This is a genomic window from Enterococcus pallens ATCC BAA-351 (genome assembly GCF_000407485.1).
Taxonomy (GTDB): Bacteria; Bacillota; Bacilli; order Lactobacillales; family Enterococcaceae; genus Enterococcus_A; species Enterococcus_A pallens.
Genome location: NZ_ASWD01000004.1, coordinates 129,671 through 148,270, shown reverse-complemented (window position 1 = coordinate 148,270; position 18,600 = coordinate 129,671). Strand labels below are relative to the sequence as shown.

18 protein-coding genes and 1 pseudogene are annotated in these 18,600 nt (G+C 40.2%); 13 read left to right on the top strand and 6 right to left on the bottom strand.

The window, feature by feature from the left end; genetic code table 11:
- Positions 1-4 precede the first annotated feature (4 nt).
- Positions 5-865 carry a VOC family protein gene (locus I588_RS18390; protein WP_010758360.1) on the top strand — a complete coding sequence of 287 codons (861 nt, stop codon included), beginning with the start codon at positions 5-7 and terminating at the stop codon, positions 863-865.
- A gap of 149 nt (positions 866-1,014) precedes the next feature.
- Here the strand turns inward: I588_RS18390 and I588_RS18385 are convergent, their stop codons facing one another.
- Together I588_RS18385 and I588_RS18380 are read right to left on the bottom strand one after the other, a co-directional pair.
- Entirely contained in the window at positions 1,015-1,533 is a 519-nt protein-coding gene (locus tag I588_RS18385) for an SMI1/KNR4 family protein (RefSeq protein WP_010758359.1), read from the bottom strand.
- Positions 1,534-1,602: 69 nt separating this feature from the next.
- Positions 1,603-2,514, bottom strand: a complete 912-nt coding sequence (locus I588_RS18380) for a LysR family transcriptional regulator (RefSeq protein ID WP_010758358.1) — start codon at positions 2,512-2,514, stop codon at positions 1,603-1,605.
- A gap of 126 nt (positions 2,515-2,640) precedes the next feature.
- Here I588_RS18380 and I588_RS18375 point away from each other — a divergent pair, with 126 nt between their 5' ends.
- From I588_RS18375 to I588_RS18365, 3 genes and pseudogenes are all read left to right on the top strand, one after another.
- On the top strand, positions 2,641-3,600 hold the full coding sequence (locus tag I588_RS18375; RefSeq protein WP_010758357.1) for an NmrA family NAD(P)-binding protein: 960 nt from the start codon (positions 2,641-2,643) through the stop codon (positions 3,598-3,600).
- 89 nt (positions 3,601-3,689) lie between these two features.
- Positions 3,690-4,449: pseudogene (locus tag I588_RS18370) on the top strand (ABC transporter ATP-binding protein); the annotation flags it as partial.
- A gap of 285 nt (positions 4,450-4,734) precedes the next feature.
- Complete coding sequence (locus I588_RS18365; RefSeq protein WP_010758355.1) at positions 4,735-5,388, top strand: hypothetical protein; 654 nt, start codon at positions 4,735-4,737, stop codon at positions 5,386-5,388.
- A 128-nt stretch (positions 5,389-5,516) separates the two neighbouring features.
- Here the strand turns inward: I588_RS18365 and I588_RS18360 are convergent, their stop codons facing one another.
- The 3 genes from I588_RS18360 to coaA all read right to left on the bottom strand — a co-directional run bounded on the left by I588_RS18360 (position 5,517) and on the right by coaA (position 9,525).
- A complete protein-coding gene (locus tag I588_RS18360; protein WP_010758354.1) occupies positions 5,517-6,701 on the bottom strand; it encodes a DUF4062 domain-containing protein in 1,185 nt (394 codons plus the stop codon).
- Between the two features lie 252 nt (positions 6,702-6,953).
- Positions 6,954-8,522: a glutamine-hydrolyzing GMP synthase gene (gene guaA, locus I588_RS18355; RefSeq protein ID WP_010758353.1), complete on the bottom strand. Its 1,569-nt coding sequence runs from the start codon at positions 8,520-8,522 to the stop codon at positions 6,954-6,956.
- Positions 8,523-8,601: 79 nt separating this feature from the next.
- On the bottom strand, positions 8,602-9,525 hold the full coding sequence (coaA, locus tag I588_RS18350; protein ID WP_010758352.1) for a type I pantothenate kinase: 924 nt from the start codon (positions 9,523-9,525) through the stop codon (positions 8,602-8,604).
- A gap of 238 nt (positions 9,526-9,763) precedes the next feature.
- Between coaA and I588_RS18345 the strand changes: the two genes are divergently transcribed.
- The 5 genes from I588_RS18345 to I588_RS18320 all read left to right on the top strand — a co-directional run bounded on the left by I588_RS18345 (position 9,764) and on the right by I588_RS18320 (position 13,050).
- Positions 9,764-10,339, top strand: coding sequence for a GDSL-type esterase/lipase family protein (locus tag I588_RS18345; protein WP_010758351.1), 576 nt, complete (start codon positions 9,764-9,766; stop codon positions 10,337-10,339).
- Between the two features lie 65 nt (positions 10,340-10,404).
- A complete protein-coding gene (locus I588_RS18340; protein ID WP_010758350.1) occupies positions 10,405-11,010 on the top strand; it encodes a class I SAM-dependent methyltransferase in 606 nt (201 codons plus the stop codon).
- Between the two features lie 469 nt (positions 11,011-11,479).
- On the top strand, positions 11,480-12,427 hold the full coding sequence (locus I588_RS18330; RefSeq protein WP_010758349.1) for a sugar-binding transcriptional regulator: 948 nt from the start codon (positions 11,480-11,482) through the stop codon (positions 12,425-12,427).
- Positions 12,428-12,497: 70 nt separating this feature from the next.
- A complete protein-coding gene (locus I588_RS18325; RefSeq protein WP_010758348.1) occupies positions 12,498-12,869 on the top strand; it encodes a helix-turn-helix transcriptional regulator in 372 nt (123 codons plus the stop codon).
- A 4-nt stretch (positions 12,870-12,873) separates the two neighbouring features.
- Positions 12,874-13,050, top strand: a complete 177-nt coding sequence (locus I588_RS18320; protein WP_245569602.1) for a hypothetical protein — start codon at positions 12,874-12,876, stop codon at positions 13,048-13,050.
- A 19-nt stretch (positions 13,051-13,069) separates the two neighbouring features.
- Here the strand turns inward: I588_RS18320 and I588_RS18315 are convergent, their stop codons facing one another.
- Positions 13,070-15,901: a sigma 54-interacting transcriptional regulator gene (locus I588_RS18315; RefSeq protein WP_010758346.1), complete on the bottom strand. Its 2,832-nt coding sequence runs from the start codon at positions 15,899-15,901 to the stop codon at positions 13,070-13,072.
- A gap of 184 nt (positions 15,902-16,085) precedes the next feature.
- On the opposite strand from I588_RS18315, the gene I588_RS18310 reads away from it, so the two are divergent.
- The 4 genes from I588_RS18310 to I588_RS18295 are packed head-to-tail and all read left to right on the top strand — an operon-like array spanning position 16,086 to position 18,584.
- Positions 16,086-16,523: a PTS sugar transporter subunit IIA gene (locus I588_RS18310; RefSeq protein WP_010758345.1), complete on the top strand. Its 438-nt coding sequence runs from the start codon at positions 16,086-16,088 to the stop codon at positions 16,521-16,523.
- A complete protein-coding gene (locus I588_RS18305; RefSeq protein WP_010758344.1) occupies positions 16,504-16,968 on the top strand; it encodes a PTS sugar transporter subunit IIB in 465 nt (154 codons plus the stop codon). Before I588_RS18310 ends, I588_RS18305 begins: the two co-directional genes overlap by 20 nt.
- Positions 16,969-16,980: 12 nt before the next feature.
- On the top strand, positions 16,981-17,772 hold the full coding sequence (locus tag I588_RS18300) for a PTS mannose/fructose/sorbose/N-acetylgalactosamine transporter subunit IIC (protein ID WP_010758343.1): 792 nt from the start codon (positions 16,981-16,983) through the stop codon (positions 17,770-17,772).
- Positions 17,772-18,584, top strand: a complete 813-nt coding sequence (locus I588_RS18295; RefSeq protein ID WP_010758342.1) for a PTS system mannose/fructose/sorbose family transporter subunit IID — start codon at positions 17,772-17,774, stop codon at positions 18,582-18,584. The genes I588_RS18300 and I588_RS18295 overlap by 1 nt, the downstream gene beginning before the upstream one ends.
- Positions 18,585-18,600: the final 16 nt, after the last annotated feature.

Sequence of the window (18,600 nt, the reverse complement as noted above, 5' to 3'; positions counted from 1 at the left end):
CACCATGACAGTTATTATTCCAACCTTTCAATTAAGTGCCACTGCACGTATTGGTCGTGTGGCTTTGAAGGTAGCCAATTTAAAACAGATGACCCGTTTTTATCAAGAAGTGATTGGACTGCAAATCTTAGAACAAACCCCAGTCAAAAGTACCTTGGGTGTTGACAATACGGCATTACTAGAATTATATGAGGTGCAGGAACCGTTGCCTGTGACGCCTAAAACAGGGTTGTATCATGTGGCCTTTTTATTACCAACTCGAAAGGATTTAGGGAATGCGCTGCTTCACTATTTAACGATCGAAGCGCCTTTAATCGGTGCCAGCGATCATGGCTACAGCGAAGCCCTTTATTTAAATGATCCTGAAGGCAATGGCATCGAAGTCTATTATGATAAACCGCAAAGCCAATGGGATATTCGTGACGACGGTGAGATCGTAGGTGTGACACTTGAGATGGATGCTGAAGGGGTCATCGCTGCCAATGATGGTAGCCGAGATGGTTTTCCAGTGGGAACGACTGTTGGTCACGTTCATTTAAAAGTAGCGGACCTGATGCAGACAGAAAACTATTTTACTGAAGTTCTGGGATTGTCCTTGAAAAATAATTTTGGCGATCAAGCTAAATTCTTTGCGACAGGGGATTACCATCACCACATCGGGTCTAATGTCTGGTTGGGAAAAGATATTCCAGCCATGACAGAGAAGGATCTGGGATTGGACTATTTCAGCTTCGTAGTACCAGACCAAGCAGAGTTGGATCGTCTGGAGAATCATTGGAAGAATCAGATCGATTATACTAAAGACGAAAACGGCAATTTAACAGTCGTCGATCCCAATGGCATTACCATGAAGTTTGAAAGCTAGAACAGGCACAAAGCTGACGGATAGCTATGAGAAGAGTATTAAAAGAAGTGGTTGCAGATTCATTGCAACTGCTTTTTTCGCTGTCAGACTAGAAAATGAAATTACCAGCGGAATGTTGAAAGGACATTCTGCTGGTAATTTTTGGTGAACTAATATTCTTCTTCCTTCAGACCGAATACAAAGCTTTCAAAATCCTTGGCTAGAAAAGTAATTGTATAATCAAATTCTTGATCAATGTGAACGACCGCAGGAGCATCGGGTGTCCCATATTTTTTGTAATCCAAGAAAACCATATCATGACCAGCAGAAGGGCAGTCACAGATAGCAATACCAATATCTGGATAGCCCCATTCTTCAATCCAAAAGCGACTGCCAAATTCTCCCAGCAAGGCATTTTCCCCAGCCAATCCAATATTCAGAAAACCATTAATCGCAATTCCTGTATCGGACCAGCTTGTTGGTGTCTTTGTTTCAAATTCTGTCCTAGTTGGGATTCCTCCATTATGCTTTTGCATGAAAGAAACATAGGAATCTGGCAATTTATAACCTAACTGCTCCTCGATAATTTGTCTATCAGATACAGTGAAGTCGTTTCCTTCATAATGTTCTTTTGCATAAGTTGATTCTTCCCAAAAGGATTGAAAGTCAAAATTTTCCCAAACGTCCATAGGTGAAGCCTCCTTAATTAATTTTTTATTGCTAGTAAGACAATGAATTCAGCACTTTATCCACGAATATCAGTTTAATGCTTCGTTTTCAATAAAAGCACAGGTAGAGGAGATAAAAGAATGGATCATAGTCTTGTCATTGTTTTTCAAAGACGCAATGCCATAAACAAGATCAGCTTTATAATCAAAGGGAATTATCGATAGATCCGTATAATGCTGGTAGTTTGAAAAATTAGTGATAAAGTTGGGCATTACAGAAATCCCCAGTCCGCTTTGGATCATTGTATGGGATAAGAGAATAGAATCGGCATAGCAGAATATTCCTTCAGGACATTTTTCTTTGATCAACCGTTGAACATCCGCTTGCTTTGGCGGGCACTGATAAGAATTGAATAGAATAATATTCTGATTGGCTAAGTCATTAAACGAAATCATTGCTTGAGTTGAAAGTGAATGTTTTTCTGGCAGTACACAAACAAATTCACCTGACATTAAAGGGGTGAATTGTACATTGGAAAGAGTTTCTACGCTATCCAATGTTTGAAAGATGATGTCACAGCTTTTGGAGATAAGGTCCTTTTTCAAAATGTTGTGGTTGAAGTTTTCCAAATGTATATGAATATCGGGCTGCTTTTTTTTGAATTTACTGATTATCTTTGGCAGAATATTCATCTCGAAAGCGGTACCAGAAAAACCGATGGTAAGTGTCTGGTTAGCCTGTTGAGCGACCTCTTTGACACGCTCAACAGAGGAATAAAACTTTTTTAATAACAACTTTGTATCATTATAAAAAATCACTCCCGCTTGAGTAAGCCGGACACGCTGTTTCGTACGGATAAAGAGCTCAACGCTTAATTGAACTTCCAAGGATTTAATAATTTGTGTAACAGCTGGCTGAGTTAAATTCATATTCTCTGAGGTTTGCCTAAAATTGAGCGTTTCAGCTAAATCAACAAATGTTCTTAGGTGTTCAATTTGCATAAAAAAGTCCTCCATCATTTGTGTAATAAGCAATGCTTATTAAATATAATAACAAGTGATTTCAAGAAAATCAAATTTTGTGATAAATTGAACATGCAGTAAATAATAGTTAGGAGCGTGAAAAATATGCGTTATATTGTTACAGGTGCAGATGGAAAATTAGCTGGTCGCGTTGCGGAAAACATGTTAAAAGAAGTAGGTGGAGAGAACTTAACCTTCACCGTCTGGAATATGAACTTTGTTCCCGATGAAAAATTGAAACGCTGGAAGGATGCGGGAGTACAGGTTTTTGAAGCTAACTATGACGATACAGAAGCCTTAAACAAAGCCTTCAAGGGTGGCGATAGAATTTATATTATTTCTGGATTACAAGTTGGGAAACGTGTGCAACAACATAAAAATGCAATTGATGCAGCCATTAATCAAGGAGTAAGTCATATAACGTATAGTTCAGGATACGGAGCAACAGATCCTAAATATGCTCATTTGGATGTAACGCCAGATCACACCGCTACTGAATTATATTTACAAGAAACCGGACATCCTTACACCACTGTAAGAAATAGTTTATATATCGAAAATTATCTTACAATGTATCCTATGTTAGCAATGATGGCTGATGACGTTTGGGCAAGTACGGCAATGGAAGGCAAAGGGGCATTGATTGCCAAAGATGATGCAGCAGCTGCAGCAACTGCTTCTTTACTTGGAAAAGGAGAAGATTATCGAGGATACAACATCTATGGTGGAGAATCAATTTCTGTACGAGAATTATGTGAACTGGTGAACGAAGTATCGGGTATGAATTTAATTTATGATCCGGTAGATGAAGAAAGCTATTACCAGTATCTAGAAAAATTACACGTTCCTCGTCATATTACGGGAGACTTTTCAAAATCACCCGTTCCATTCTCCGGAGATGACATTGTAACAAATGATGCAGCGATTCGCGACGGCTTGTTAGATGTTATTTCTCCTGATTTCGAACTATTGACAGGTAAGAAGCAAAAAACAGCTAGAGATATTATTCATGAATCTAGTTATGTATGGGAAGAACGAATCACAAATTGGTCAGGAATGCGCTAAATTAAGTGAATAAATAATAGAAGCCGAACAGCTGACTCTTATCATGATACGTTTGCATCCATATTTCTATAAGGCCTAAAGTTTTTTTATACGTCTGGAACCTGACACAACCAACTGCACAGTTGGCACAATTATCCAACCTGCTGCTGAACGTGTTTTCGAATTCTTGGTGAAGACGAAGAAGCTCAGACCGCCGAAAACCAAATCAAAATTGGCAAGGTCAAAGGCGAAGTCAATTTCGAACATATTCAATTCGGTTACACATCGGACAAAATTATTATCAACGACTTTAGCAGTTATGTTGAGCCAGGACAAACCGTTGACGGCAAGACTACAATGGTTAAACTATTAATGCGCTTCTACGATATCAATTCAGGGGAAATAAAAATTGATGGTCATGATATCAGAGTCTTCAACCGCGCAGATTTACGCGAAAATATCGGAATGGTCTTACAAGATACTTGGTTGTTCAAAGGAACCATCATGGACAATCTCCGCTACGGAAGACTCGATGCCACCGACGAAGAAGTTTACGCCGCAGCCAAAGCCGCTCACGTAAACCACTTCATCGAAACCTTACCTGGCGGCTACAATATGGAATTGAACGAAGAATCATCCAACATCTCTCAAGGACAAAAACAACTGCTGATAATCTCTCGTGCCATCTTAGCAGACAACAACCTAATGGCTGGCCGGACGTCCTTCGTTATCGCTCACCGTCTATCTACGATTGAGGATGCATATATGCAAGGAGGCGATATCAAGGAACAAGGGGCACACGAAGACTTACTAGCAAAAGATGATTATTACACTGCGTTGTACAATTCACAGTTTGATGAATTAGCGGGGGAGGGAATAGAAAATAATGAGAGCACCAGTGGGATGTTGAGAGATGTTCTGCTGGTGATTTTTTGTGGTTAACAGTTTTTGTTTATTTTTATGTCCAAATTATAGGTTTTTATAAGACAAGGAACAAAGAGTAGATTGACAAATTAACCACTTTGAATAACGATTGTTATATAGAGTAGCTAAAGGGGGGCTTATAAGAGATGAAGGAATTTTTTTAAAAAATGATAACTTTAGTACCATGATTATTGCAGCATTAATTTTATTTAAAAAGGAGTGTCGAGTATATTGGAATATTTAAAAAAGGTTTTTTCGAAAGATAATTTGGTCAGATTCTTGAATTTGGTATTAAAAATTTCACCTGTCCTCATATCTTTATGTGCACTAATTTTTTCTATTAATAGTTATATAGATAGTAAGTTTTCTGCTCCGTTATCATATCATATTTCTACTGAAAATAAATATGTTGACAAGATTGTATTAGATGGTAAGACCCTTCAAGGAACAAAACCTAGAATTATTAGAAGTTCTGGTTTTATCGATAAGACTTCTGTCATCATGTATACGAATAAAGAGTATATTAAAATTTCAGAATTTCCAACAATGAATTTTAGTGATGATCTAAATTTTTTTCAAAAACTAAAACTTAACGAATTGACAACATCGGCGGGTGCTGAAGAGTTAAACAGCCTTTATGCTAATGAAGAGGAAAAAAAATATTATGCTTACTATTTTCTTTTGATAGAGGGTATGGATAAATCTAAGCACTTGCATATGATAACGCATTATTATGATGAGGGTAAAAATGAGATGCTGACAAAAAATTACTCTGAAAAAACTATACTATCTCCTGAAAAAAAGGAATATCAGCAAGCATTTTTAGGAGCTAAAGAAGATTTTTTCAGTCTAAAAGAGGATTTAGAATCAAATAACTTATTATGATACATTAGAAGAAAGCCTAGATACCTTATTGAAACAAGGTATTAGGCTTTTCAATGATTCATTCAAAAAGGCAAAGTGTGTAATATGGAAAATCAGTAGTTATCACAATTCTTCTCTGAAAAGCAAAATTATCCATACAAAACTTCATTGGAATATACTTCGAATTCTCTGTTAAATTCAGATAAGTCAGGTGATTCAAAAGATAGACTTAAATCAATTTTATATTTTTCCCCTTCTGGAATGATAGCTGGGATTTTTGACAGTTCTTTTTTCGAATCCGAAGCCAATTTATCGATGGCTTTTACAACAATTTGGCTTGCTGATGACAAACTTTTTATCATAGTAAGGGCTTCTTCAGGCACTAATATAGAATGTAAATCTATTTCCCATTCTAAAGTCTTTCGATATAGCTTTACCATACGTACTGCTATATATATCAAAAAGTCTAAATCAGATTCTTTTCCAGATTCTCCAATAGCAATGGGGAAAGCAACATTAATAAGTGAAGCCATGGATTCTACATTTTGTATCAGTTCTTTATTTTTATAGGTAATCCAGCTTATGATTTCTAAAGGCTCATCTAAGGGCTTACTGGATTTCAAAAAAACTTTATACTCTAAATCTCTTTTATAATCTGCCAATGTACTTAACTGGTCCCAAAAAACTTGAAAGAAGAATTTTAATTCCCAAGCAGTATGATTTTTTTCTAATACAAGTTTAATTGCTTCGGGACTTTGTTCCAAAATTCTAGGAGAAAGTTTAGATCGAGCAAACTTATTTCTGATTTTCAAAGAATCGTTAAATAGATAAGCAAATTGATTTTTTATTTTATTGCAAATTTCCTGAGCGAATTCATATTCATAAACCCAAATATTGTCTTTGTTCCTCAATTCATCAACAAAATGGAAAAGATCATTAGTGTCTACTAAGGAGGAAAAGTCTCCGTTAGGATTCGCTTTCCATAAGGGGAGTGCATTTATAATAGACTTATTGACGAAAGTATAGATAGGAATTCCTTTTCCTTTTGCTTGAAGGTATTCGAGATTTGTAACAGATTTACCATTATCAGTTTTATAACCATATTTCCCACCAATTACTAAAACGAAAATATCCGCTCGTTGTTCGACAGCTCTTAGACAAGTTTCTACAGTTCCTAAAGAGGGATCTAATGGAAACGAATCGTACTCTGATAAAAGCGTTTCAAAACCCATTTCATCTTCCAGAGTTTTTTTTATATCAGTTCTTATCTGTTTTAAATCGTAGCAAGTTGAGCTAATAAAAATAGTTGGCTTTTTTCCGTAATTGTCTGTCATGTCGGCTTCTCCTCTATAAATAATTATCCCTTTTAATGTCGATTATATCTAATAATTTTAATAACGAAAACCCCGTTGCTACAACTGTTTAAGTCGAAGTAAAATTAAGTTACTATCGATTAATAGTTTAAACGACAATGGTTGGAATTTTAAAGAAATTAAAGGCAGACCTTTAACTATATTAGTACATAGAGAAATCTAAAAAAAGAGTCAGAAACCTTTATTAATTAAAGGTTTCTGACTCTTTAACATCTACTCCCATTCGACTGTTGCTGGAGGCTTCGAGGTAATATCATACACAATCCGATTCACATGATCCACTTCATTGACGATCCGCACGGAAATCTTTTGCAAGACATCCCATGGAATACGTGCGAAGTCGGCAGTCATGCCGTCGATTGAGGTTACTGCACGGATACCGATTGTATAATCGTAGGTACGGCCGTCCCCCATAACACCAACTGAACGGATGCCTGGCAGGACAGTGAAGTATTGCCAGATGTCGCGGTCTAGGCCGGCATTGGCGATTTCTTCACGCAGGATGGCATCTGATTCGCGGACGATTTCTAGTTTTTCTTCAGTGATTTCGCCAAGGACACGGATGCCTAAGCCTGGTCCTGGGAAAGGCTGGCGCCATACGATGGAGTCTGGCATGCCAAGCTGGGTTCCTAGTTCACGGACTTCATCCTTGAATAGAGTGTTTAATGGTTCGATTAGCTCAAATTGCATATCTTCTGGTAATCCACCTACGTTGTGGTGAGATTTGATGGTTTGAGCTGTTTCGGTACCGGATTCGATTACGTCGGTATAAAGGGTTCCTTGAGCTAAGAAGGAAATGCCTTCTTTACCCGCTAGTTTGGTTGCTTCGTCATCAAACAGGTAAACAAATTCGTTTCCGATGATTTTGCGTTTTTGTTCTGGATCAGAAACACCGGCTAGTTTGTTTAAGAAACGGTCTTTGGCATCGACACGGATAATGTTTAGGCCGAATTTTCCGCCTAAAGCTTCCATTACTTGTTCGCCTTCGCCTTTACGCAATAAGCCGTGGTCAACAAAGATTGATGTTAATTGGTCACCGATGGCTTTTTGCAGCAAGACACCAACGACAGATGAATCCACACCGCCGGATAAGCCGAGTAAGACTTTTTTGTCGCCGACTTGTTCGCGGATTTTTGCGACTTGCATTTCGATAAAGTTATCCATGCTCCAGTCGCCTTTACAATGACAAACTTCATAGGCAAAGTGGCGCAGCAAATCGTTTCCGTATTCGGAATGACGTACTTCCGCATGGTATTGGATACCATAGAAGTTGCGAGTGGTATCTTGAATTGACGCAATTGGGCAGTCGGCAGAGGTTGCGACTGTTTCAAAGCCTTCTGGTACTTGGGTAACAAGGTCGCCGTGACTCATCCAAACGGTTTGTTCTTTTGGTGTGCCTTCGAATAAAACAGCGTCATCAGCAGTAACCTCCAGCAAAGCTTTTCCGTATTCACGGTTTTGAGCTGGTTCAACTTTTCCGCCTAGGTTGTAAGTGATTAGCTGCATGCCGTAACAGATTCCCAAGATTGGAATACCTAATTCAAAGATCGCAGGATCAATTGAGAAGGCTCCTTCGTCATAGACACTGTTGGGTCCGCCGGAAAGGATAATTCCTTTTGGCTTCATGGCTTTTACTTCTTCGGCAGTGATGCGGTGGCTCATTAATTCTGAGAAAACACCAAATTCACGGATACGACGAGTGATCAATTGGTTGTACTGGCTACCGTAGTCCAGCACGATGATTTTTTCAACGTCAGTCATTTCGTTGGCAACGTTTGTCACAATTATTCCCTCTATTCTTATAGTTTTATTTCAAAAGCAGAGCAAGCTCGGCTTTTTTTGCATGTGTTCATGAGGCAGTCTAATACTTGCGTAAATAAACTTCATCAATTTTATGATGCTTGGCCTTGTGCATGATAATATCAGCTCGGCCGCGTGTTGGCAAGATGTACTCTTCTAAATTAACCAAATTCACTTTTTCCCATACATCTTCTGCCATCTCTAGTGCCGCTTTGCGATCGCCAATGGCATACTCATAATAGTAATTGTCCGGGTCCTGAAAAGCTGTGTCCAGCAAAGCCTCGAAACGTTCTAAGTACCATTTTTCGATCAAACTTGGATCAGCGTCCACAAAGACGGAGAAGTCGAAAAAGTCGCTGACGTAAATTTGCTCGTTGGCTGGCAGCTGCAGGGTGTTGATCCCTTCCACAATTAAAATGTCTGGCTGATGAATCGTTTCGTACGAGCCCTCCACAATGTCATAAACGTTGTGGGAGTAAATCGGAATTTGAATGTTTTCCTGGCCGGATTTGACTTCGTTTAAAAAGGTAATCAGCTTTTCCATGTCATAGCTTTCTGGGAAGCCTTTGCGGTCCATGATACCCCGCTCTTCTAAGACCTTATTAGGGTAAAGAAATCCATCTGTGGTAATCAGCTGGACCCGTTGATGCTTGAACAAACGACCTAAAAGGGTTTGCAGCAGGCGGGCAGTGGTGCTTTTTCCAACGGCCACACTTCCGGCGATACCGATGATAAACGGTGGCATTTTTACGTATTTATGCAGAAATAGACCTTTGCTTAGGCTTAAGGATTCCGCCTCTTTTTTATACAAATGAATCAAATGGCACAACGGAATATACACATCCTCCACATCCTGCATTGAGATGCGGTCATTTAAACTTCGGATACTTTCCAATTCGTCTTCGGTCAATGGGGTATGTCCGCTGGTGTAAAAGTCTTGCCATTGCTCCCGCGGAATACGGTAATAATTCATCTTGTCCTCCATGACGACCTCCTTTGATAACTGCGCTTAATTTTATCACAAAAAGGCGGTTTTCTGGTGGAGTTTTGCTAGAAAACCGAATATTTTTCTTCTATAAAAAAAGTATACGTCATTTTAACGGATAAAAACGGGAAAAAGCTATGAAAAATCAGTGAGTTTCATCTATTTTTTAGAATTAGTCGCCAGAAGGGTCGGATCGCCAACTTCGTGCTATCATAGTAGAAAAGAGGAGGCAAACGTGATGAAAACAATTGCTTTATTTGGCGACAGCTTAATGACAGGCTTGATGAATGGAGAAACTAGTGATATTCTCAATCAGTATGTAGTTAATGAATTGGCAGATATGGGTTTTCCTGGCTATCAGATTTTAGAATTTGGCAAACGAGGAGAAGGCTCAGCTGAAGGCTTGGAACGTGTGGATGAAGTAGTGACTGCTAATGCTGATTTTGTAGTAATCTGCTTTGGGACCAATGATTCTGTTAAACACAAAGATCCGATTAATGTTTACGGCGACAATCTGCGGAAATTAATCAGTGCGTTTCCGGCTGAAAAGGTGATCGTGTTAACACCAGGCTATGTCAACACAGAAATTCGAACAGAAGCCAGCAATGATCGCCAGCAGGAGTATGCTGAAATGGCAAAACAGGTAGCAGAAGAAATGGGTGTCAACGTGATTGATTTGTATCATCACATGACGATTTATCCGGCACCGAAGGAATTTCTGCAGAATGATGGGTTGCATCCATCCAATGAAGGCTATCATTTCCTAGGCGCCTTAATTGCCAGAGACATTAAAAACAAACTGTTGAACATGTAAAGGCTGGCCTTCAATTTCCTGAAAACCAAAAGACAGTCAAAATTTTTAATCACTAAGGAGAAACAATGAGCAATCACTATTATTCAGAAAATCCTGAGACGGCCCACGATTTAGAACAGTGGTCCTTTGAGCTGATGGGCAAAAACTTTCATTTTGTCACCGACAGCGGCGTGTTTTCCCGGCAAACGGTTGATTACGGTTCACGAGTATTAATTGAGCACTTCGACAATACTGATTTACCGGAAGGATCAATCTTAGATGTTGGCTGCGGCTATGGTCCGATTGGTCTGGCCTTGGCTTACGGAACCGGACGCAAGGTAGAAATGATCGACGTGAACAATCGTGCAGTGGCTTTGGCCCAAGACAATGCGAAGCGCAACGACTTAGCAGAGCAGACAGACATTCATCAGTCCAATATCTATGAAGAGCTGCACCAAGATACTTACGCAGCGATTGTCACCAACCCACCGATTCGGGCTGGTAAAAAGGTCGTGCATCAGATTTTGACCGATGCAGAGCCGTTGCTGAAAGCAGGCGGGACCTTAACAGCGGTGATCCAAAAGAAACAAGGCGCACCAAGTGCCAAGAAAAAAATGGAAGAAGTCTTCGGCAATGCCGAGATTGTTTCCAAGGACAAAGGGTATTATATTTTACGCAGTATTAAGGAATAACAAAGGCTGCCGCAGAGTAAATTTGCGGTGGTCTTTTTTACCAGTCGTACTTTTCGCAGTTTAAATAAAATAGAAATCTTACTACAGATTAACCACAGATAAATCAATAGGGAAGTTTAGTACGATGGTATGCGAAGGCCGATCGGTCCCATTTTTCCGGTTTTTGGAAAAATGACACCTAGAAAAGGAAATAGCTGCCAGTCGAACTTTTCGCAGTTTCGTCAAAATAGAAAACTTCCTTATTGGTTAACAATAGATAAATCGACGGAGAAGTTTAATACGATAGCATACGAAAGCCAATCGGTCCCATTTATGGATAAATACCCTCTTAAAGCAGAGGCGTATAAACTTATTTTCATCAATTAATGGGAAAGGCTTGCAGAAATGGAAACAACAACGGTATAATCACATTAAATCACATGCATTCACAAATGTGATTGTCAGGTTGTTTAGGTTTGGGGGGAGAAGAATGTATAAAGATGAAGATAGATTATTGGTTCGAATTGCCGAGATGTATTACCAGGAGGATAAGAATCAAAGTCAGATTTCTAAGGAATTGAATATTCACCGCAGTACTATCAGCCGTTTGTTGAAGCGCTCCAGAAATGAAGGGATCGTGACGATTTCCATCAACTATGACAAGGCGGGCACGTATGACTTGGAGAAGCAGCTTCAGGAAAAGTATGGCCTGAAAAAGGCAATTATTGTACCAGCTGCACCAGATCTGAATCGAACACAAAAGGACAAACTCTTGGCTAACGGTGTCGGAGAGTATTTAACAGAGATTTTAGTGGATGATATGATTATTGGTTTTTCTTGGGGAGAGACCATGGCGGCGATTCCCGAAGGCTTGGACAGCTATTCGGTGAAAAATATTACCTGCATCCCTATGATTGGCGGACCATCCGGCCGATTAATCAGCGATTACCACGTAAATACCATTTCCTATGAAGCATCGAAAAAATTGAATGGTCGCGCATTACTGATTGATTCACCCGCCTTTCCAGAAACAATTGCCTTGAAAAAAGCGTTAATGGAAAATGAGTTTAATCAGGAGCTGATTGATTATTGGCGCAAGCTGGATATTGCTATTCTAGGAATTGGCAGTCCCAACTTAAAGGCTAGCGAAAGCTGGAAACAATTTTATGGTGAAGATGTCCTAGCTTATTTGGAGGGCAAAAAAGTCATTGGGGATGTGGTTTCCCGTTTCTACAATGCTGAAGGTCAGCATATTGAGAATGAGTTAGATGATCGGTTGATTGGGATAGATATCAGTGATCTGAAACGGACGCCCTATCGCATCGGGATTGCTTCGATGGTGGACAAGGCGCCAGCCATCGCCAGTGCCTTAAAGGGTGAATACATCAATGTACTGGTAACTACAGAAGAAACAGCGAAGAAAGTACTAGAGGGATAGGGCAGCCTGTCCCTTTTTTTGGAATATACTATTTGGCTTTGCGAAGTCTTTCTTGGAAGGAGAGATTAGGATGCAGGTGATTCGGTTATTGCAAACAACCTTAATCTTGCTTAATCGTAAAAAGGTCACGGCCAAAGAACTGGCGGACCGTTTTCAGGTTACCCCGCGAACGGTTTATCGAGACATTGATGCCCTAAGCTTGGCTGGTGTGCCCGTCTATTCAGTCAAAGGCCGCAATGGTGGAATTTATTTGGACGAATCTTTTTATGTAGACAATACATTGATGGAAAAGGAACAGGATGATTTGCTGTTGGCGCTGCATTTGCTGCAATCAATCGGTTTGGCTGATACGGAAGAATTGATGCAAAAGCTTAGAAGTGTCTATGACTGGAGCGACTGGCTATCAGTAGATTTGAGCCAGGAAGGTTCAGTTCACAGCTAAAGCTTTGTCAGCATTATATGTTGGACGTTACGAAGACATGACTGGTATCTACCTAGAAATGCTGGAGGAAATCAAAAGCATTGGCGGGAAATTCTCCGGTATTTCCTATGAGTATTATTTAAGCGACGAAGAGATTCCGATGGAAAAACAGGAAACGATTTTAGAATTGGTGTATGAATAAGCAAAAAAATGCGTCAGCCCTAATCGGCTAGCGCATTTTTGGTCACTAAATGAGGAAAGTTTTCTAGTAATAATTGAATTAAGTAATACCGTTCTTGTAGATTAATCGAAAGCTGTAGTAAATCTTCTATTGGCTTCAATGTCTCCTGCAGCAAAGCATCCAAAGCTTGTCCTTCTGTTTTTACCCACTCTTCATCCTCAGGTGTAATAGCCAGCAACTGTTCGTGAAAGAGAATTCGCTCCAACAAACAGCCAGTATGGATAAACAGCTTAGTCAGCAGATTGTTGCTGAAGCTTTCTGCTAACTGTTTTTCCAGTGCTTCAATAAAGTTCATCAGCATTGGAGTGATTTTGTTGGCCGATAAATACATCAAATATTTATCTAATGTTTCCTGACACAGTTGCAGAACTAAGCTTTGAGTCGCTTTCTCGATGGAATGTTCTTTTTGAGCTGGTGCCCGTTCTTCGCCTAAAAGATACAACAGCTGGTTCAAGCCTTGACCCATTAAAATATCATTCAGAGAGAGAAACGGCGAGGTTAGATTCTTGGGTTCAATACTACCGATAACACTAACCACCTCTTTATCCTGAGAAGTGGAGCGAATTAACTGGCCCACTTCCTGCTGGGTTCCGTTTAAGGGAATAAGCTGGACATCATAAATGTGGTTCTCCCGCAAAAAGTCACCGATGATCTTTTCTAAAAATAGTGCTACTCCTTCACCAGAAGAACAAACCGTATAAATGACCCGGTTCATCCGAATCGACAGATATTCCTTGATTTTCCGCTGCAGTTTGTCATTTTGCAGATCGGACATTTTGGCAATATCCGCGACAATGTGCTCCGCAGTTCGTGAGGTGAATAGGACTTTTCGGACACTTTCCAAAATAATCAAAATATCGGTTGTTTCCATTACATAGAAATTCTGATCCTCCGACTGCTTGATTTGCTTGTCTAGCTGAATCAAAGAGCCCATATCCACAAAGAGAATCCACGAGTGAGTAGAAGGAAAGCTTTTGATCACTTTTTCAATTTCTCCGACTGTTTCAGTTGGACTCATGGTTAAGGGCATATCCAAGCCTAAAACAATATCTGTATTCAACAAATGATTAATCGTATTGGCTAAGCTGGTAGCAGTGGCTTCACCATGAGCCACTACTAAAAAGCGGATTTCTTGGTTTTGCCGGCCTTCAATCAAGGTATGAATAATGGTAGCTAAAACGGTCAGCTCATTGGTATCACAAACAATATTGAAGCGTTTCTCAATAATTTCGACCATTTTCTTTGCCGTTTTAACTGCCTGATCAGATAAATGAATTTCATCCTCAGGAAACACTGTATTCACGCGTTTACCATTGGACTGCTGAATATTTCGGATAAACAACGCCAAGGACAGATAAATATTTTCCTCAAAGTTCAGCTTGTACTCATCTACTAAAAGTTCTGCCAAGACAGACGATATTTCCTGGGTAAGGGGATCGAACAACACTGAGTAGCTGTCTTCGTATAAGGTATTTTTACTGATTTCCAAGGTGTATTCATGGAAAAGCTGTTCCAAGTCAACACTACCCTTAGAGGTCAACAATTGGTTCAAATAGTAATTAACAAAATCATGTTCAATGACTAGTTGGTCAGAAGGCTTTTCCTTAGGAGTAGGATAAATCACCAGCTTATCCGTGGGCAGCAGCTTTTCTACTCGGTTTCTTTTTTCTGGGGATAAGGCTTCTTTGCGCTGCACAATATAAGTTGGCAGCATTTTACTAGTGACATGCACCCGAGAAGAATTATTTTGCCGCGTTTCCAAATAAGCCCGGGCGATCGTCAATTGCAGATCGCTGCGCAGCTGGCCTAAGTTGCCCTTTGCTGGGTAACAGCTCAGCAGGAACAACGCATTGCGAGAAAATTCCACTGGTGAATGCAGCTTTTCCGCTTCCTGTTGACTGTAAAATTCAAGCAATTCCAACCGTTCCTTGGCTCCTCGTTCTTCCAAATTCGGCAACCAAATTGTCGCGGGAATCCGTCTTAAAAAGGTAGTTAGCAAGTGGTTGCTGACGGTTTCGGTGGTTGCTCCAATAATTAATACCTTGGAGGTTCGTTCATTAGCAGTTTCTCCCATCCGGCGATAAGTGTGCTGATCCATAAAATGAAACAGCATTTCCTGGCCCTCTGGCGGCAACCGATGAATTTCATCTAGGAATAACACTCCGCCATCTGCAGCCTCAATCAACCCCGCCCGTTCTTCATCGGCACCGGTGTAAGCACCTTTGCGGGTACCAAACAGCATACTCATTAAAAACTGCGGATTGGTGGCGTAATCGGCACAATTGAAACGAATAAAGGCACTGTTTTCTTTGAATACGCCTTCAGTTTGGCCGTACCGATACATTACTTCTGCAAATAGGCTTTTTCCTGTGCCGGATTCTCCTAGCAAAAGGGTGTGCAGACCAAAAGGGGGATATAGAATCGAAGCCTTCGCTGACTGAATAATCGGGGACAAGCTGCCAGTGGCTCCAATCAATGAACGGAAGGGATCGCCTTGATCGTTTGCTTGGACTGGGGCCTCCAGTAATTCGGCCGCTGACTGGAATAACAAATCCTTGGACTGAATTTTTCCACCCAGCAGGACAGCAATTTGTTCAGCATCCAAATAGCGAACCGGTTTGCCTTTAATTTTGATCAGTTTTAATTCTCGATGGAGCTGGTTTAAATCCTGTGAAACGTTGTTCCGCAAAATATCCGTTTGCGCCGCCAGATCCACCGAAGTAATCCCGACTTTTTTATCTGACAAATCACTTAACTGAACGTTTTTCGTATATTCTTTTACAAGTGTATGAATTTTATCGATCCGTTTCATTATTTTCTCCTATCCGTATTCATAAACCGTGTTATCCGTCTTATTTCTCCTCATTCTAACGGAAAGCGTATTGATTATCAATCGGCTACCGGATTGTTTTGACAACCAAAACGCCAAAATACGGTTCTCTATCCGTATTGGCACGCCACTTGCTTTATAGTAATACGAAGAGGAGGGATCAACTGTGAAAGAAGTTGCAGTCGTATTAATGAGTCATGGTTATTATGCGCAGGAAGCACTAAAAAGCGCTGAAATGATCATTGGAGAATTAGAGAATGTTGCCACTATCTCGGTGACACCAGAAAAAGATTTGGATGCTGTAGTGAGTGAAACACAGAAAGCATTAGAAATGGTGGATGATTCCAATGGGGTACTACTGTTATCTGATATTTTAGGAGGAACTCCAAGCAATGTTGCTGGAACAATTGTTATGACAAAGGAAAATGTTTTAGGTATTACCGGCTTCAATCTGCCGATGCTGCTGGAACTATTTGTGAATCGACAAAAGAACCTGGAAGAAATCAGGGAGATCCTTTGCCAGTCGCATCAAAACAGCTTTAATGTATTGAATGATATTTTATCACGAAAGGAAGATGAAGAAGATGAGTATACAATTAGTTAGAATTGACGATCGCTTGATCCATGGTCAAGTAGTGACAGGCTGGGTGAACGAATATGGAATTGAACAGATTATTATTGTTAATGATAAGTTAGTCAACGACTCGGTTCAAAAATCGGTCTTGATGATGACAGCACCAGCTAATGTGAAGGTTCATGTATTTGGCGTAGGCCAATTCAATAACATTGTTAAGAAAAATCCAATCAAAAAGCAAACCATGCTGCTGTTCAGCAATCCAATTGATGTTCATGACGTTCATCAAAATGGTTTGCCCTTGGAATCAGTCAATGTAGGTGGTATTCGATACAATGAAACCCGCAACAACCGTTTGTCAAAAGCCGTATCAGTGACAGATCAGGAAAAAGCAGCATTGGATGCAATGATCGCAGATGGGGTAGATGTATTTATTCAAATGGTACCAAAAGACAAAAAAGAAACGTTAAGCTAAGGGGGAAGTGGGATGTTACAATCGGCTATTCTTGTTGCAATCTGGGCTGGGATTTGTTCCTTGGATGACAAGGGACCACAGTTCGGGTTACGCAGACCGTTACCATGTGGAGCAGTTGTAGGTTTGTTATTAGGAGATTTAGGCCAAGGGTTAGTAATTGGTGCAACATTGGAATTAATGTGGATGGGTGTTGGAAACGTAGGTGCTTACAGTTCACCGGATGTAGTGTCGGGGGCAGTTGTAGGAACGGCTATGGGAATCCTGACTGGCGGAGGCGTAGCTGCCGGAGTTACTATTGCAGTTCCAGCCTCGATTCTTTGTCAGCAATTATTAGTTTTATGGAATACCGCTGCCAGCTTTATTATTCATCAGGCTGATCGAGCAGCTGAAAACGGTGATTTTAGTAAAATCAAATTTATTCAATACGAAGGAGTACCATTTCTCTTCTTGATTCGTGCAGTACCAGTATTTATGGCGATTTATTTAGGATCAGATGCCGTCGAAAATATTTTGAATGCTTTACCCGAATCAATTATTAATGGATTAAGTACGGCCTCCAGCATGATTCCAGCAGTAGGGATTGCTATGCTGTTGACTATGATGCTAAAAGGCCGGATGTGGGTTTTTGTTTTACTGGGCTTTACCTTAGTTGCTTATTTGGATTTACCGCTTTTAGCCGTTTCCTTTATCGGAATTGCGGCAGCTGCAGTTTATGATTTAGCAGCCAACCAGAAAAACAGTGCCCCAGAAGAACAAACGGACAATCAAATGTCAGAGGACGAGGAAGGGAGCTATGATCTCTAATGATGGAAGAAAGTAAAATTACTAAAAGAGAATTGAATAAGGCCTTTTGGCGAACAAATGTTGGTTCGATTTCTTTTGGCTATGAACGGATGCAAACATTAGGGATGCTTTATAGTATTCTTCCCAGCTTAGAAAAACTTTATCCTGAAGAGGATATTGAAGGTAGAAAACGGGCGATGAAACGCCATCTGGAATTCTTTAACGGCATGACGACTATGAACGGCTTAATCGCAGGTGTAGTAATTGCCATGGAAGAAAAGACCAGCGAGGATGAAAAAGAATCAGTTATTGCTTTAAAAACTGGGATGATGGGACCATTAGCTGGCTTAGGCGACAGCTTAATGAAGTTCACTTGGCTGCCAATTTGTGGTAGTATCGGCGCTTCCTTGGCCTTGGAGAAAAATGCTTTAGGCCCGATTTTGATGCTGGTAATGTTCGCCGCAGTCAATATTTTAATGCGCTATTATGGTGTTCATTATGGCTATAAAAAGGGGATTGATTTGCTGACTACAGGCGGCAGTGCTATGATTCAACGAATTTCTACGATGGCGAATGTCCTAGGTTGTACAGTCGTAGGCGGTTTGCTGGTGAACACAGTTAAAATGAGTGTTGGTATCAGCTACAAAATTGGTGAAAATGAAATTGTCGTTCAGGAAATGCTGGATAAAATCATGCCGAACCTTTTACCAATGCTTTTAACAGTGGGCTTTATCTTAGCCCTGAAAAAGACCAAGGGTAAACATGCCGTTTCCTTTATCGTTGGAACTTTAGTCTTTGGCGTACTGCTTTCAGTATTAGGAATTCTTGCATAAAATTGGAGGACAATCA